The sequence below is a fragment of the Amycolatopsis sp. NPDC004368 genome, from assembly GCF_053602515.1.
Genome location: NZ_JBSGDT010000013.1, coordinates 99,447 through 113,919, shown reverse-complemented (window position 1 = coordinate 113,919; position 14,473 = coordinate 99,447). Strand labels below are relative to the sequence as shown.

The 14,473-nt window shown below is 72.9% G+C and carries 15 protein-coding genes; 7 read left to right on the top strand and 8 right to left on the bottom strand.

Annotated features, from left to right (window positions below; all coding sequences use genetic code 11):
* Positions 1 to 120 precede the first annotated feature (120 nt).
* The 3 genes from ACWEOE_RS20110 to ACWEOE_RS20100 all read left to right on the top strand — a co-directional run bounded on the left by ACWEOE_RS20110 (position 121) and on the right by ACWEOE_RS20100 (position 2,990).
* Complete coding sequence (locus tag ACWEOE_RS20110; protein ID WP_452011146.1) at positions 121 to 786, top strand: TetR/AcrR family transcriptional regulator; 666 nt, start codon at positions 121 to 123, stop codon at positions 784 to 786.
* A gap of 25 nt (positions 787 to 811) precedes the next feature.
* The gene (locus ACWEOE_RS20105) at positions 812 to 1,753 is read left to right on the top strand and encodes a hypothetical protein (RefSeq protein WP_452011143.1); all 942 of its coding nucleotides are present in this window, start codon (positions 812 to 814) and stop codon (positions 1,751 to 1,753) included.
* A gap of 154 nt (positions 1,754 to 1,907) precedes the next feature.
* Positions 1,908 to 2,990 (top strand): tetratricopeptide repeat protein, encoded by a 1,083-nt coding sequence (locus ACWEOE_RS20100; RefSeq protein ID WP_452011140.1) that lies wholly within the window; start codon positions 1,908 to 1,910, stop codon positions 2,988 to 2,990.
* 146 nt (positions 2,991 to 3,136) lie between these two features.
* On the opposite strand, the gene ACWEOE_RS20095 is transcribed toward ACWEOE_RS20100, so the two are convergent.
* The 3 genes from ACWEOE_RS20095 to ACWEOE_RS20085 all read right to left on the bottom strand — a co-directional run bounded on the left by ACWEOE_RS20095 (position 3,137) and on the right by ACWEOE_RS20085 (position 6,430).
* Positions 3,137 to 4,402, bottom strand: a complete 1,266-nt coding sequence (locus tag ACWEOE_RS20095; RefSeq protein ID WP_452011137.1) for an HRDC domain-containing protein — start codon at positions 4,400 to 4,402, stop codon at positions 3,137 to 3,139.
* Between the two features lie 71 nt (positions 4,403 to 4,473).
* Positions 4,474 to 5,190, bottom strand: a complete 717-nt coding sequence (locus ACWEOE_RS20090) for a response regulator transcription factor (protein WP_033291604.1) — start codon at positions 5,188 to 5,190, stop codon at positions 4,474 to 4,476.
* Positions 5,191 to 5,866: 676 nt separating this feature from the next.
* On the bottom strand, positions 5,867 to 6,430 hold the full coding sequence (locus ACWEOE_RS20085; protein WP_452011134.1) for a DUF3000 domain-containing protein: 564 nt from the start codon (positions 6,428 to 6,430) through the stop codon (positions 5,867 to 5,869).
* A 278-nt stretch (positions 6,431 to 6,708) separates the two neighbouring features.
* Between ACWEOE_RS20085 and hemE the strand changes: the two genes are divergently transcribed.
* From hemE to ACWEOE_RS20065, 4 genes are read left to right on the top strand one after another with little or no spacing between them, the layout of a single operon-like run.
* Entirely contained in the window at positions 6,709 to 7,791 is a 1,083-nt protein-coding gene (hemE, locus tag ACWEOE_RS20080; RefSeq protein WP_452011131.1) for a uroporphyrinogen decarboxylase, read from the top strand.
* Positions 7,788 to 9,197, top strand: a complete 1,410-nt coding sequence (gene hemG, locus ACWEOE_RS20075) for a protoporphyrinogen oxidase (RefSeq protein WP_452011128.1) — start codon at positions 7,788 to 7,790, stop codon at positions 9,195 to 9,197. The genes hemE and hemG overlap by 4 nt, the downstream gene beginning before the upstream one ends.
* Before the next feature lie 47 nt (positions 9,198 to 9,244).
* Positions 9,245 to 9,937, top strand: coding sequence for a hydrogen peroxide-dependent heme synthase (gene hemQ / locus ACWEOE_RS20070; protein ID WP_452011125.1), 693 nt, complete (start codon positions 9,245 to 9,247; stop codon positions 9,935 to 9,937).
* A 5-nt stretch (positions 9,938 to 9,942) separates the two neighbouring features.
* Positions 9,943 to 11,310 (top strand): CoA transferase, encoded by a 1,368-nt coding sequence (locus tag ACWEOE_RS20065; protein WP_452011122.1) that lies wholly within the window; start codon positions 9,943 to 9,945, stop codon positions 11,308 to 11,310.
* Between the two features lies 1 nt (position 11,311).
* Here the strand turns inward: ACWEOE_RS20065 and ACWEOE_RS20060 are convergent, their stop codons facing one another.
* The 5 genes from ACWEOE_RS20060 to ACWEOE_RS20040 all read right to left on the bottom strand — a co-directional run bounded on the left by ACWEOE_RS20060 (position 11,312) and on the right by ACWEOE_RS20040 (position 14,356).
* Complete coding sequence (locus ACWEOE_RS20060) at positions 11,312 to 11,644, bottom strand: hypothetical protein (protein ID WP_452011119.1); 333 nt, start codon at positions 11,642 to 11,644, stop codon at positions 11,312 to 11,314.
* Positions 11,641 to 12,444 carry a DUF692 domain-containing protein gene (locus tag ACWEOE_RS20055; RefSeq protein ID WP_452011117.1) on the bottom strand — a complete coding sequence of 268 codons (804 nt, stop codon included), beginning with the start codon at positions 12,442 to 12,444 and terminating at the stop codon, positions 11,641 to 11,643. The genes ACWEOE_RS20060 and ACWEOE_RS20055 overlap by 4 nt, the downstream gene beginning before the upstream one ends.
* Positions 12,437 to 13,342: a TIGR04222 domain-containing membrane protein gene (locus tag ACWEOE_RS20050; RefSeq protein WP_452011115.1), complete on the bottom strand. Its 906-nt coding sequence runs from the start codon at positions 13,340 to 13,342 to the stop codon at positions 12,437 to 12,439. The genes ACWEOE_RS20055 and ACWEOE_RS20050 overlap by 8 nt, the downstream gene beginning before the upstream one ends.
* Positions 13,343 to 13,602: 260 nt before the next feature.
* On the bottom strand, positions 13,603 to 14,031 hold the full coding sequence (gene msrB, locus ACWEOE_RS20045; RefSeq protein WP_452011114.1) for a peptide-methionine (R)-S-oxide reductase MsrB: 429 nt from the start codon (positions 14,029 to 14,031) through the stop codon (positions 13,603 to 13,605).
* 19 nt (positions 14,032 to 14,050) lie between these two features.
* Positions 14,051 to 14,356, bottom strand: a complete 306-nt coding sequence (locus ACWEOE_RS20040) for a hypothetical protein (protein WP_452011112.1) — start codon at positions 14,354 to 14,356, stop codon at positions 14,051 to 14,053.
* Between the last annotated feature and the right edge of the window lie 117 nt (positions 14,357 to 14,473).

Genomic DNA, 14,473 nt, shown 5'->3' with positions numbered 1-14,473 from the left:
ACCGAAATTAAGCCGCCGGTGGGTCGGTGCCATCTCGCCCGCGTAAGGCGAGTGTTAACGGGTGTTTCCGGAAGGGGCTGTCGCGCGTAACACGGCAGTGCGCCTGGCAGGATCGACCGGGTGGACGGGAAGGTGACGGGAGTGGGCCGGCCGCGCGCGAGCGGCGCGGCGGCGAGCCGCCAGGACGCGCGCTCGGCGGTGCTCGACGCGGCGGGGGAGCTGTTCACCGGCGCGGGGTACGCGGCGACCACGACCCGCGCGATCGCCGAGCGGGCGGGCCTGCGGCAGGCGTCGCTGTACTACCACTTCCCCGCCAAGGAGGACATCCTCGCCGAACTGCTGGCGGCGACCGTCCGCCCTTCGCTGGCGGTCGCGGCCGGGCTGGTTTCGTCGTCCTCGTCCGAGCCGGCGAGCGTGCGCCTGTGGGCCCTGGCCTACGCGGACGTCCGGCTGCTGGGCGGGGCGCGGCACAACATCGGCGCCTTGTACCTGCTGCCCGAGGTGTCGTCGCCGAACCTCGCGGGGTTCCGCGCCGACCGGGCCGAGCTCAAGGCCGCGTACGGCACCCTCGTGGCCGCGGCCGGAGCCCCGGGGATCCGCACGGACCTGGTGTTCGGCCTGGTGGAGAGCACCGCGATCACCCGCCGCGACGACCCCGCCCTCGACGTCGAGGTCCACGCCCGCGAGGCCGCCGACGCCGTGCTCCGGCTGTCCGGCGCCGGCGAACCGGACGCCCCGCTGCGCGCCGCGGCCCGAGCGCTGCTCGACCTGGTCGGTCGGACATAATGGTCAATGTGGACAGGTCGTCGCGGTGAGTCTCTTCCGTTCGTTGCCCTACGACGAGGTCAGCGCCCTGCGCCGGGCCATCGCGCGGTCCAGCGGCCGTGAAGGCGCCCGCGACCTCCGGGAGCGCTTCGCCCTCGCTTCGCGGCTGGGCGCGCTGGGGGAGTGGCGCGACGCCGAGCCCGTGTTCCGCTCGTTGGTGCCGCCGATGACCCGGGAGTTCGGGCCGCGCAGCAAGGAGACGCTCGGCCTGTGGGTGCAGCTCGCGTTGTCCTGGTCCGGGCAGGGCCGCCCCGACGAAGCCGTGCCGCTGCTCGCCGAGACCGAGGGCGTCTACGAGGAGACCTGGGGCGCCGAGGCAGCGACCATCTGGTGCCGCCGCATGCTCGTGGAGGCCCTGGGCGTGGCGCATCGGCTGGACGAGCAGGTCGCCGCGTCGGCGTCGGTGGTCCGCTACTGCGCGGGCGAACTCGGCGACGCCGACCCCCTGACCCGCGAAGTCCGCTTCGGCCACCTGATCGCGCTGTGCGACGTCGACCGCCAGGACGAGGCACTGCGTGAGCTGGCGGAGAAGATCGTGCCCCACCTGAAGAAGCCCTTCGACCTGGACTGGGCGGAGGCGGCGCGCCTGGAGATCATCGCCGAGCTGGGCGCCGCCGGGGCTTCGGTGCCGCCGTTGCGCGAACTCGCCGCTCGCCACTCGAAGCACGGCTTCTTCCGCCAATGCCTCGCCGACACCCTGGTGTTGAACGACGACCTCGCCGAAGCGACCTCCGTCCTCACCGGACTCGTCTCGGAGTACTGGGGCGGGTGGCGCCAGGTGCTTCGCAACCGCGGGACCTTGGCGCAGATCCACCCGGATCCCGAGGTGGCGGCCTTTCACGCCCGTGCGGTGCTCGACGCGGTGGCGTGGCCGGTGGGCCACCCGGAGGTGCTTGCGGCGCAGGAGGTTCTGGACCGCTGGGGCTGAGGTTGCCGGGACTCCGGGCCTTTCACCGACGGCGGGCGAGGCCCGGGGTTGGTTGGCGCTTGTCGGGTCCTCGACCGCCTCGGCTGGATCCGGCAGACTGTCCCGATTGGATCCGGCAGACTGTCCCGATGCTCAGACCGCGTCGCCGCCGGCCGTGAAACTCTTCCGCGCTCGCACGGCGCCGGCGCCGGCCGATGAAACGGCGAGGCTGCGGGAAGCGCTGGTGAAGGCCCGCAACCCGGAAAGCCAGACCGCCCTCCACCGCAAGCACCACCTCGGAGTGCTGCTCATGACGGCCGCGGAGTGGTCTGCCGCGGAGGCGGTGTTCGCCGAGCTAGCCCCGGTCCAGGGGCGTGTGCTCGGTCCGCGGCACCCGAGCACGCTCGCCGCCTGGACGAACCTCGCGCTCAGCCAGGCCCAGCAGGGCCGCCCGGACGAAGCCGTCCCCGTGCTGGCCCGGACCGCCGAGGTCTACGAGCGCACGTGGGGCGCGAAGGAGCGCGGCACCTTCGAGGCCCGTCTCCACCTCGCGCACGTGCTCGTGGTGGCGGCGAGGTTCACGGAGGCCCTGGACGTGCTCGACACCCACCGGCGCTCCTGCGCCGCGGAACTCGGCCCGGCCCACGCGGTGACCCTCGCGACCGCCGCCCGCAAAGTGGCGCTGCTGTGCGAGCTCGACCGCCACGAGGAGGCCGAGCGTGAGGCCGCCGAGCTCATCACCCTGGCCACCACCGACCTCGCGCGCGACAGGATGACCGCCCTCGGCCTGGTGATCCGCGCCGAGCGTGGCGATTCGGCGAGGGTCGTCGCGCCCCTGCGAGAACTCCTTGCCCGCCACGGCACCCGTGGCTTGCGGGCAGCCCTCGCCACCGCCATGCTCCGCGCAGGAGAAGCAGAGGAGGCCGCGGCGTTGCTGTCCTCGGTCCTCGCGGCCGGCCCGAAATCCTCCCACCGGTCGCTGCTCGTCCGCGGCGAGCTCGCTCGCGCCCACCTCGAAGCCGGCCACCTCGACGACGCCGAGCGCGAAGCAACCGCCGTTCTCGCCGCCCGGGCGTGGCCCGCCGGCCACCCCGCCCTCCTCACAGCCCAGGCGACCCTCGCCCGTGCCGCCCACCGCCGCGGCCGGCGGGCGGAGGCGATCGAGGGACTGGAAGCCGTGATCACCGGCTTCAGCGCGGTGCTCGGCCCGGATCACTCGTGCACGGTCGAGGCCGCCGGCTGGCTCGGCGAGGTGTGACCGCGAACCGTCAGCGGGTCGACTCGTGCAGGGACCCGACGAGAGGCGGGCACCGACGGGGGCCGAAGCCGGACCCGGGTGCCCGGACGAGAGCACGTTCACGCTGAAAACCCTGGCCGCTCACCCGCCGCCGGCGCACCTGGATCTCAGGCCGAAGCCGTCGCCTGAAGAGCCTTGCTCAGCGCCCCCACCACCAGCTCCACCTGCCACGGCCGAGCACCACCGGCCCGCAGCACCGCGGCCACGCCGTCCTCCGACAGGTCGGCCGGCGGGCGCCAGCAGGTGCGCCGCACGAGGTCCGGCAGCATCAGGTTCTCCACGGGCAGCCGTCGGTCCTCCGCGATGGCCGCCAGCGCCGTGCGTGCGGCGGCGAGGCGGGCGGCCGCGTCGGGGTCCTTGTCGGCCCAGCGGTTGACCGGGGGAGGGCCGTCGGAGGGTTGGGTGGGGCTGGGGAGCTCGCTCGCGGGCAAGGCCTTGGCCGCCTGCAGGTGCCGCAGCCAGCTGGCCGTGTACTTGCGCTGCACGCGCCCGCTGAACACCGGCAGGGCCTGCAGTTCCTCGACCGTTTTCGGATCCGAAACCACCGCGTTGACGATGGCGCTGTCGGGCAGGATGCGGCTGGGCGCGCGGTCGCGTTTGCGGGCCAGCTCGTCGCGGGCCTGCCACAGCTCGCGCACGGCGGCGAGGCCACGCGGGCTGCGGATCTTGTGCACGCCCGACGTCCGGCGCCACGGCTCGGCCCGCGGGGCGGGCGGCGGCGCGGTGCGCACGTTCTCGAACTCCTGGCGCGCCCACTCCAGCTTGCCCTGCGCCTCCAGCTCGGCCTCGAGCTTCTCGCGCAGCTCGTTGAGGAGCTCGACGTCCAGCGCCGCGTAGTTGAGCCAGTCGACGGGCAGGGGCCGCTTCGACCAGTCGGCGGCGCTGTGGCCCTTCTCGAGCGTGTAGCCGAGCAGCAGTTCGACGAGCGTGCCCAGCGCCACGCGCTCGTAGCCCGCCAGCCGGCCGGCCAGCTCGGTGTCGAACAGCGACTTCGGGTGCAGGTCCAGCTCGGCCAGGCACGGCAGGTCCTGACTGGCGGCGTGGAGCACCCATTCGGTGTCGTTGAGGACCTCACGCAGGGGGGCGAGGTCGTCGGCCAGCGCGATCGGGTCGATCAGCACCGTGCCGGAGCCTTCGCGGCGCAGCTGCACGAGGTAGGCCTTGGGCCAGTAGCGGTAGCCGGACGCCCGTTCGGTGTCCACGGCCACGGCGCCGGTTCCCGCGGCGAGCCGCGTGCACGCCTCGGCGAGCGCCGCCGGATCGGTCACCACGGGGGGTGTGCCTTCGGCGGGCTCGCGCAGCAGCACGGGCGATCCGGCGTCTTCGGTGGTGGTCTCTCCGGTCCGGGCGCCGTCCGCCTGTGCACTTCCCATAACTGACGACCCTACGGGACGGGCGTACCGCGCCTGGTCCGCCCGCCCCGCGGGGCCTCTGTCCGCCTTCGTCAGCGGATCACACCGGCGCGCATTGCCAATGCGACCATCTGTGCCCGGTCACCCGTGCCGAGCTTGCGCCCGATGCGGGAAAGGTGCGACTTCACGGTGAGCGCGGAGAGCGAAAGCTCCTCCCCGATCTCCTTGTTCGACTGCCCGTCGGCGACGAGCTGGAGCACCTCGACCTCACGGGCGGAGAGCTCACGCGGGGTGTTGTCGGTACCCGCGACCCGCGTGCCGGTCGCCAGGACCGGGGCCACGCTCGGGTCGGCGTACACGCCGCCTTCCAGGACCCTGCGCACGCCGTCGGTGACAACCACCGGCGACGCGGACTTGAGCAGGTACGCCTGGGCACCGGCCTGGAACGCCGACCGAACCGCGTACGGGTCGTCGGACGATGCGAGCACCACCACGCGCGGCCAGCCGTGGCTACGGAGTTCCGTAACCAGCTCGATGCCGCTGCCGTCCGGCAGCCCGAGATCGAGGATCGCCAGGTCGCACGGGCCGGTGGCCTGTGCTCGCGCCCTCGCCTCGGCCACCGTGGCGGCTTCGTGGACCGTGCCCGCACCCATCTGTGCGAGTCGTGCTGCGATTGCCTCCCTCAACAGCGGGTGGTCATCGACCACCAACACGGAAAAAAGCTCTTCCCGCGGGTGCGGAACCATGCTCGCCGGCAATGCACCGGCTGGCGTGGATCGAACGGCCTGAGATAAGCCGACGGTAGCCACGTCACTACCTCCCTGGAGTCGGTCGTGCCCCCCGACCGGCACCGGGACCTTCGGCCGTTCAGCCGCGCCAGCTTTAGACCGAAAGTGGTGTCGTCGAAGGCACTGTAGCCGCCCGGGAGCCGTTACGGGGGGATCGAATGGGTATCTATCCGAAACGACTCGTCACTCAGGGCGTTCGTGGTCACACGATTGGGCTAGTGCTGCGCCCATTGTTAACGGAACTGCTTCCGGCGGCGATGCAACAGGGTTACCAACCCCGAAACGCCCGTGCAGGTGGGCCGTGCACCTGCGGGTGCTTCCGTCCGCGGGTCTCGTGGGCAGTCCACCAGACGTCGGAAATCGGCCTCCGCCGGGGCAAGATCAACTTTATTCACGTTTGCACAGAGCTGTCTCGCGGCGGTCTGCGTGGGGCCTCCGAGGGCGCCAAGGGGTGCCAGGCGGGCTTTGCGGGCGTGACCAGGGCATGACTGCCCGTGATCATGGGGTCTTCACGAACGTGGGCGTCCGCGCGTGCTAGCGCGTGCGGTCCCAGGTGGACGGACGTGAACGGCTGTCAGAATCGCGTTCGGTCGCCCGCGGGTGTGTCGAGTTGTCCAGACCACGAACGGCCGTCCTGGGCGCCCTGGGGCGTGCGGAGGACCCGGACGGGCGGCCCGTCCGGGTGAACTTGCGGGGATCAGGAGCTCTGGCGCTGTTCGAACAGCGTTACGCCGACCGGCGGCAGACCCACGACGCTCGCCATCACCTGGCAGAACGCGTACCCGTGGGCCCGCAGGGCGGCGTCGGTGGGCGTCCAGGACGCCCGCAGCTCGAGGTCGTCGGTGCGCGTGGGGCCGGAGATGTCGCCGAAGCGCGCCGAGGAGGTCTCGGTGACCGTGCCGCCGAGCGCCGTCCACGTGGCACCGGAGGCTTCCAGCGCGTCAGTGAGCCACGACCAGCCGACGGCGGGCAGGAACGGATCGGTGGCCAGCTCCCGGTCCAGCTCGGCCCGCACGTACATGACCAGGCGGAGCACGCCGTCCCAGCCTTCCTGGCCGTCTGGGTCGTGCAGCAGCACCAGCCGGCCCGACGCCAGCACGTCCGCCGGCCCCGCCACCTCGCAGCTCACCGCGAACGACCACGGCGCCAGCCGCTGCGGTGCCCGCATCTGCTCCAGCCGCACCTCGGGCCGCGGCCGGATGGACTTCAGCGCCGCGACGGCTTCGCGGAACAGCTCGGGCACTGGTGTCATCGCGGTCACCCATCGACTGTAGGGCGGCGACGCCCCGTTGCGAACGCAGGCGCGCCGAGGAACGACCCGACCGGCCCAGCGCCCCCGCGCGGCCGCCGCCGGAGCACGAATCGGGCGCACGGCGTTGATCACCGCGCGGGTCCGGCGACGGGCCTGGTGAGGCGGTCGCGGGTGACCGGATCGGCCCCGCGAGGCCCGTCACCTCCCAAGAGCCGGGTGACGGCGACCGAACCCGGCACCGGCACCGCCGCAGGGGCCCTCCTCTCGCCGCGTGGGACGATGGAACCGTGCCTGAGCTTTCGCCTGCCCCCGAGCCCGCCCCGTCCGGATCCACCCCTCGCGCGCGGCGTGACCTCACTGCCGCGCCGTTCCTGGTCGCGGCGCGGGGGGAGAAGCCCGTGCACCCGCCGGTGTGGTTCATGCGCCAGGCCGGGCGGTCGCTGCCGGAGTACCGGAAGCTGCGCGAGGGCGTGGCCATGCTCGACGCGTGTTTCGACCCCGAGATGCTGGCCGAGATCACGCTGCAGCCGGTGCGCCGGCACGGGGTCGACGCCGCGATCCTGTTCAGCGACATCGTGGTGCCGCTCAAGGCGGCGGGCCTCGACATCGACATCGTGCCCGGCACGGGACCCGTCGTGGCCGAGCCGGTGCGGGACCTCAAAGCCGTGCGCGCCGTCCCGCTGCTGGAGGCCGAGCAGGTCGCGCGCGTGGCCGAAGGTGTGGGCCTGCTCGTCGAACGTCTCGGTGACACGCCGCTGATCGGCTTCGCCGGGGCACCGTTCACGCTGGCCAGCTACCTCATCGAGGGCGGACCGAGCCGCAACCACGAGCACACCAAGGCCCTGATGCACGCCGAGCCCGAGCTGTGGCACGAGCTCGCGGGCCGGCTCGCCGACATCGCGCTCACGTTCCTGCGGGCCCAGCTCGACGCCGGCGCCGACGCGATCCAGCTGTTCGACTCGTGGGCGGGCGCGCTGTCCGAGCGCGACTACCGCGAGTTCGTGCTGCCGCACTCGGCGAAGGTGCTCGCGGGAGTTGCCGAGTACGGGGTGCCGCGGATCCACTTCGGCGTCGGCACGGGCGAGCTGCTCGTGGCGATGCGCGACGCCGGCGCGGACGTCGTCGGGGTCGACTGGCGGGTGCCGCTCGACGAGGCCGTGCGGCGGCTCGGCGGCAAGGCCGTGGTGCAGGGCAACCTCGACCCCGCGCTGCTGTACGCGAGCTGGCCGGTGATCGAGGCCGAGGTGCGCCGGATCGTCGACGAGGGCCGGGCGGCCGACGGGCACGTGTTCAACCTCGGCCACGGCGTGCTGCCGAGCGTCGAACCGGAGGTGCTCACGCGCGTGGCCGAGCTGGTGCACTCGCTGTGACGCGCGTCGCCGTCGTCGGCGGCGGGATTTCCGGCCTGACCACGGCGTACCGCCTGCGGACGCTGCTCGGTGACGCCGTCGAGATCACCGTTTTCGAAGCCACCGCGGCGACCGGCGGCAAGCTGCGCACGGCCGAGGTCGCCGGTGTGCCCTACGACGTCGGCGCGGAGGCGTTCCTGGCGCGTCGGCCCGAGGTGACGGCGCTCGTCGCCGAGGTCGGGCTGGGTGAGCGCCTGGTGCACCCCACGAGGGCCCGCGCCAAGATCCACGCCGGCGGCACCGTCACGGGCCTCCCGCCGGGCACCGTCATGGGTGTGCCGGCGTCGGCCGACGTCGTGGCCGGGGTGCTGTCGGAAGACGGCCGCCTCGCCGTGGAGAAGGAACGCATCCTCGGGCCCGTCGAGCTCACCGACGCCGATCTGGCGCTCGGCCCGCTGCTGCGCCACCGCTTCGGCGACGAGCTGGTCGACCGGCTCGTCGACCCGCTGCTCGGCGGCGTCTACGCGGGCGGCGCCGACGGCCTCGGCCTGCGCGCGACCATGCCCGGCCTGGCCAACGCCGTCGCCGAGGGCGCCGGGTCGCTCACCGAGGCCGCGGCGTCCCTGCTCCCGAAGACCCCCGGCACCGCGCCGGTGTTCGGCACCCTGACCGGCGGGCTGACCACGCTCCTGGACCGGCTGCGTGAGCTGTCGCGCGCCACCGTGCGGACCTCGGCCACCGTCCGCGCGCTGTCCCGCACCGGCACCGGCTGGCGCCTCGACGTCGGCTCCGCCGCACCGGCCCACGCCCCCGAAGACACTCCGGTCGACGTGGACGCCGTGGTGCTCGCCGTGCCCGCGCCCGCCGCGCGCCGGCTGCTCGAGAACGTCGCCCCGCTCGCGTCCGCGGCCTACGGCGAGGTCGAGCTGGCATCCATGGCCGTGGTCGCCCTGGCGCTGCCACCCGGCACCGAGCTGCCCGGCGCGTCGGGGATCCTCATCGGCGCGGGCGAGCGTGATGCGCAAGGCGTGCCCTACGCGTCGAAGGCCTTCACCTTCTCCGCCAACAAGTGGGCTCACTACGGAGCCGCCGGGCCGGTGCTCGTCCGCGGATCCGTCGGCCGCTTCGGCGAGCCAGGCGCGCTGACCGGCGACGACGACGCCCTGGTGCACGCCGTCCGCGACGACCTCGCGCGCCTCACCGGCGTCACCGCGCAGCCGCTCGACACCCTGGTCACGCGCTGGGGCGGCGGCCTGCCGCAGTACGGCGCCGGGCACCTGGAGCGCGTGACGAGGATCGAGACCGCCGTCGCCGGGCTGCCGGGCCTGGCCGTGGCGGGCGCGACGTTGCACGGCGTCGGGCTGCCGGCCTGCGTCGCCACCGCCGAAGCCGCCGCGCGCCGGATCGCGGTGAAGATCAAAGTGTGACGGCGGCCGCTTGGCGCCGGTCGAGCACGCGGTGGGAGGATGGTCGCATGGCGCGGCTGAACTACAACGAGCTCAACGACAGCATCCGCTACACCGCCTGGTCGGTCTTCAAGGTCGAGGCCGGGTGCCTCGGCGAGGACCGCGGCACCGCGGGGCAGGAGACGGCCGAGTTCCTCGACGGGCTCGCCGACAAGGGCGTGGTCGTGCGCGGGGTCTACGACCTGTCCGTGCTGCGCGCCGACGCCGACTACATGGTCTGGTGGCACGCCGAGGAGATCGAGCAGGTCCAGGCGGCGTACAACGGGTTCCGCCGCACGCCGCTGGGCCGCGCGTCGAACCCGGTGTGGAGCCAGGTCGCGCTGCACCGCCCGGCGGAGTTCAACAAGAGCCACATCCCGGCGTTCCTCGCCGGTGAGGAAGCGCGCAAGTACATCTGCGTGTACCCGTTCGTCCGCTCCTACGAGTGGTACCTGCTGCCCGACGACGAGCGCCGCAAGATGCTCGCCGACCACGGCAAGGAAGCCCGCGACTACCCCGACGTGCGCGCCAACACCGTGGCGTCGTTCGCGCTGGGCGACTACGAGTGGATCCTCGCGTTCGAGGCCGACGAGCTGCACCGCATCGTCGACCTGATGCGTCACCTGCGGGGCACCGAGGCGCGTCGCCACGTGCGCGAGGAGATTCCGTTCTACACCGGCACGCGTGTGGCGCCCGCCGAACTCGTCGCGGCTCTGCCGTAACCGCCGTGCAGGACGTGCTGGCCGGGGTGTGGCAGACGCTCACCGGCGATTCGCTGCCGCCCGTGTCCGCGACCGGCGCCGAGTCCGTGCTGCCCGGCACGTTCCGGGTCGAGGCCGCGGCAACGGCCGGGATCGCGGCCGCCACGCTGGCGGCCGCCGAGCTGCTGAAGCTGCGTGGCATCGACCCCGGCGCCGTGGCCGTGGATTCGCGGCACGCGGCGGCGACCGTGCTCAGTGAACGGCTCCTGCGCGTGAACGGCGAGCCGCCGCCCGACGTCTGGGGCCCGATCGCCGGCGACTACCGCGCCGCCGACGGCTGGGTCCGGCTGCACACCAACTACCCGCGCCACGAGGCCGCCGTGTGCTGGTCGCTCGGCGTGCCCGCGGAGCGTGAGGCCGTCGCGAAGACCGTGGCCGCCAAGACGGCCGCCGAGGTCGAGTCCGCCGTGATCACGGCCGGTGGCGCGGCCGCGCTGATGCGTTCGCGCGACGAGTGGCTCGCGCACCCGCAGGGCCAGGCCGTCGCGGACCTGCCGCTCGCCGAGATCCGCCGGATCGGCGACGCGCCGAAGAACACGTTCTTCGCCTCCGACCGCCCGCTCGGCGGTGTGCGGGTGTTGGAGCTGACGCACGTGCTCGCCGGGCCCGTCGCCGGCCGCGTGCTCGCGGCCCACGGCGCCAACGTGCTGCACGTCGGCGCCGCGCACCTGCCGCGCATCCCCGCGCTCACGATGGACACCGGCCACGGAAAGCGCTCGGCGTTCGTCGCCCTCGACACCGAAGGCGGCCGCGCGCGCCTCAAGAAGCTCGTCGCCCGGGCCGACGTGGTCCTGCAGTCGTTCCGTCCCGGCGCGTTCGCTCGAATCGGGTTCGGTCCGGAGGACATGGCCGAACTGCGGCCGGGTCTGGTCACGGCTGACCTGTCGGCGTACGGCTGGGCCGGCCCGTGGGGCCGCCGCCGCGGGTTCGACAGCCTGGTGCAGATGGCCTCGGGCATCGCCGACGAAGGCGCCCGCGTGACCGGCGCCGACCACCCGGTGCCCCTCCCCGCGCAGGCGCTGGACCACACCACGGGCTGGCTCGCGGCCGCCGCCATCATGACCGCGGTTCGCCGCTCGGTCGTCGAGGGCGGCAGCTGGCACGTCCGGCTTTCCCTCGCCGGCACGGGTCGGTGGCTGGATTCGCTGGGGCGCAAGGAGCCGGGGCCATCCACTGTGGACTTCAGCGATCTCGTCGAAGACGTCGACAGCGACTTCGGCAAGCTCACGCGCGTGAAGCTGGCCGGCGAGCTGCCGGGCGCCGAGCCGCACTGGGACCACGCGTCGCACCTGCCGGGCGCCGACAGCGCGGTGTGGCACCCGATCGGCGGTTGAGTCAGCGCCGGAACCACCGGCGGCGTCGCGGCTGCTCGGGGAGCTCACCGCGGGCCGTGAGCCAGCCGGCGAACGCGTCGGCGTAGTCCCGCGCGCGGATCGTGTCGGTTTTCGGCTGCTCGACGGCATAAGCGCCGAACAACGTGCTGAACCGCTCGCCGAGTGCTTCTTCGAGATCCGGCCGCAGGTACGCCACGAGCCGCCGCCGTTTGGTGAGCAGCACGTCGGCTTCGAGGCGCAGGCGCTCGGGGGTGAAGCCCGGCGGTGGAGCGGCGCCGGTGAGCAGTGCGTCGAGCAACGCGGCCTGCCGGGCGGCGAGGTCCTCGCGGCTCACGCCGTCACCGTCGCCCGCAGGGCGGCGAGTTCGGCGGCCAGTTCGGTGTCGGTGGGGAAGTCGTCGTCGCGTTCGAGCAGCACGCCCGGCGGATCGGTGCGCCGGCGCAGCTCGGCGAGCAGGTCGAGCACCTCGGGGACGACCGGGTGCGCGTGGGTGTCGTGGTAGACGCCGTCGCGCTCGATGCCGCCGGCGATGTGGACGTAGGCCAGGCGTTCCCAGGGAATCCCGTCGAGGAAGGCCACCGGGTCGGTGCCGACGTTGCGGGCGTTGGCGTAGAGGTTCGCCACGTCGACGATGAGCAGGCAATCCGTGCGTTCGGTCAGCTCGGTGAGGAACTGCTCTTCCGACAGCGTGTTCTCGGGCCACTGCAACAGAGCCGCGATGTTCTCCAGGGCCAAGGGAACGTCCACTATGGACTGGGCGAGGCGGACGTTGGCCACGAGGACGTCGAGCGCTTCACGTGTGCGGGGCAGCGGCATGAGGTGCCCGGAGTCGAGCCCGCCCGCGCGCACGAAGCACACGTGGTCGCTCACGAGCGGCGCGTCGAGCTCGCGCGCCAGCTCGGCGAGGTGCTCCACGCGATTCGTGTCCAGCGGTTCCGCGCCGCCGAGCGACAGCGAAACGGCGTGCGGCAGCACCGGCATCCCGCGTTCCCGCAACGCCAGCAGGCTCGCCGGCAGGTGCGGCACGTGCAGGTTCTCCGCGACGACCTCGACCCAGTCGACGCCCGGCAGCCGCGCGATCGACAGGTCGAGCTCGGCCCGCCAGCCGATGCCCACACCCAGCCGCTCAGCCACCACACCCACCGCCACCCCCGCACGAAGAGCCGCTGCTGCAGGAGGACCCGCTGCTGCACGAAGACCCTGTGCTCCAGGAGGAACTGCTGCAGGAGGAACCGCCGCTCGAGGAGCCGCCGCCGAAGCCCGCGAAGGGCTGGAACGGTGGAATCAACGCCGCACTCAGCTCGTCGTCCGGGTACATCGCGAGCCCGCCCAGCGCCACGGCCCCGGCGGCCCCGGCGAGCACCAGCACCGGCCCCGCCGAACGGCTCGTCGCCCGGGCCCTCACGAGGGCGCCCCGCCCCAGCCGCGAGACCCGCACCCGCTTGCGGTTGCGCACCAGCACGGCGGCGATCAGCAGCACGAGCGTGACCACGAGCAGCAGCACCAGGAACCCGACGGGCCGGCCGTGGGCCGCTCCCGCGGCGAACCGCACGACGCCCACCGCCAGGAGCGCCCCGTAGACCAGAACGACCGCCTTGTGGAAGCGCCGCAGGTCGTCGCCGGCGGTCAGCAGGCCGAACCGTCGCATGTCGGTCACGAGCATGCCCATCGCCGCCGACCGCGCGACCTTGGCCCGCAGGCCGCGGGTGGTGCCGGTCGAACCTTTCGCACCTTCGTGCACCGAACGCTCGATCTTGTGCGACGGGCGTTTCCCGGCCGACGTCACCGTGCCTTTGCTGCTCACCCGCAGCAGGCCCCGCTCCACCAGCGCCGCGATCGCCGTGTCGGCCACGCGCTCGGCCCCGCCCGCGAGGTATGCGAGGTGGTACACGTCCGGCAGCTCACCGGTGTGTTCGACTGCCCGCGTCCGCGCCACCCGAGGCCAACCCACCTGCACCACGAGCACCACGGCCAGCGCGATGCCGTACCACGCCAGGAACTGCGGTCCCGAAATACCCCAGGTCTCGTCCACGGTGTCCCCCTTCACCCTCGCGGTCGCCGGACCCTACCGACCTGGCTCGCCCGGCGGGTCGGCACAACTGACGCCGTCCGCGTCGCCTCGGTTCCCTTCGGCAGCGCCGGAGGGGAGCGTCGTGGTGCGTTCCCGGCCTGTCGTGTTCTGTGCACGCGCGAGGGCGTTTGGTGGTTGCCCGGAGTTCCGCGAGACCGGAATTTTCCTGGAAGAAGAGCGCCCTCCCGGTGGGGGAGGGCGCTCTTCGATGCTCGTCGGCGTCACTCGGCCTCGGTGGGCACCAGCTTCAACGAGATCGAGTTGATGCAGTACCGCTGGTCCGTCGGGGTGTCGTACCCCTCGCCTTCGAAGACGTGGCCGAGGTGGCTGTGGCACGACCCGCAGAGCACTTCGATGCGGCGCATACCGAGGGTGCGGTCTTCGCGCAGCAGCACGGCGTCGGAGTCGGCCGGGTCGTAGAAGGAGGGCCAGCCGCAGTGGCTTTCGAACTTCGTGTCGCTGCGGAAGAGCTCGGCGCCGCACGCGCGGCACTCGTAGGAGCCGGTGGTCTTCGTGTCGGTGTACTCGCCGACGAACGGCCGCTCGGTGCCGGCCTCGCGGAGCACGGCGTATTCCTCCGGGCTGAGTTCCGCCCGCCATTCCTGCTCGGACTTGACCACTCGCGGCGTGGTGCCGACCACGGGTTTCATACCTTTCACCACATCCACGTTACCGCGTGAGGAACGCGATCGCGTGGGTCACGATCTGCCATGCGGTCACGATCACTCCGAGCACGATCAACGCCGCGATGAGCGCCGAAACCCAGTAGCGCAGCCCGCCCGCGCGGCTGCTGGAATCGGCGAAGTCGGAGACCTGGTCGAGGCACGCTTCGACGGTGAACGTCGGGCCCGTGCGCTCCATCCGGTCGAGGTGCGCGGCGAACGCGCGCGCCTCCGGGTCGTACGGATCCAGCCCGACGAGATCCTCGTGGAACCGAGGATTCCAGCCCGGCTGTACAGCTCCGCTCTCGGCCATGGCTCCACGGTAGGCCATCACCCCTGCTCACCACACTCCCCGCGCGGCGAGTCTCACTGGTTCGCCACCGTGGCGTAGCTCCTGGTGACGGCGGGTGCCCGGCGCGTCACGGGCACT

What these genes read in the sequence shown, in the direction of transcription:
- hemQ (WP_452011125.1), top strand. Translation starts at nt 9,245, where the DNA reads ATGGCGCGGCTGAACTACAACGAGCTCAACGACAGCATCCGCTACACC.
- ACWEOE_RS20095 (WP_452011137.1), bottom strand. Translation starts at nt 4,402, where the DNA reads ATGGGAAGTGCACAGGCGGACGGCGCCCGGACCGGAGAGACCACCACC.
- msrB (WP_452011114.1), bottom strand. Translation starts at nt 14,031, where the DNA reads ATGAAACCCGTGGTCGGCACCACGCCGCGAGTGGTCAAGTCCGAGCAG.
- ACWEOE_RS20040 (WP_452011112.1), bottom strand. Translation starts at nt 14,356, where the DNA reads ATGGCCGAGAGCGGAGCTGTACAGCCGGGCTGGAATCCTCGGTTCCAC.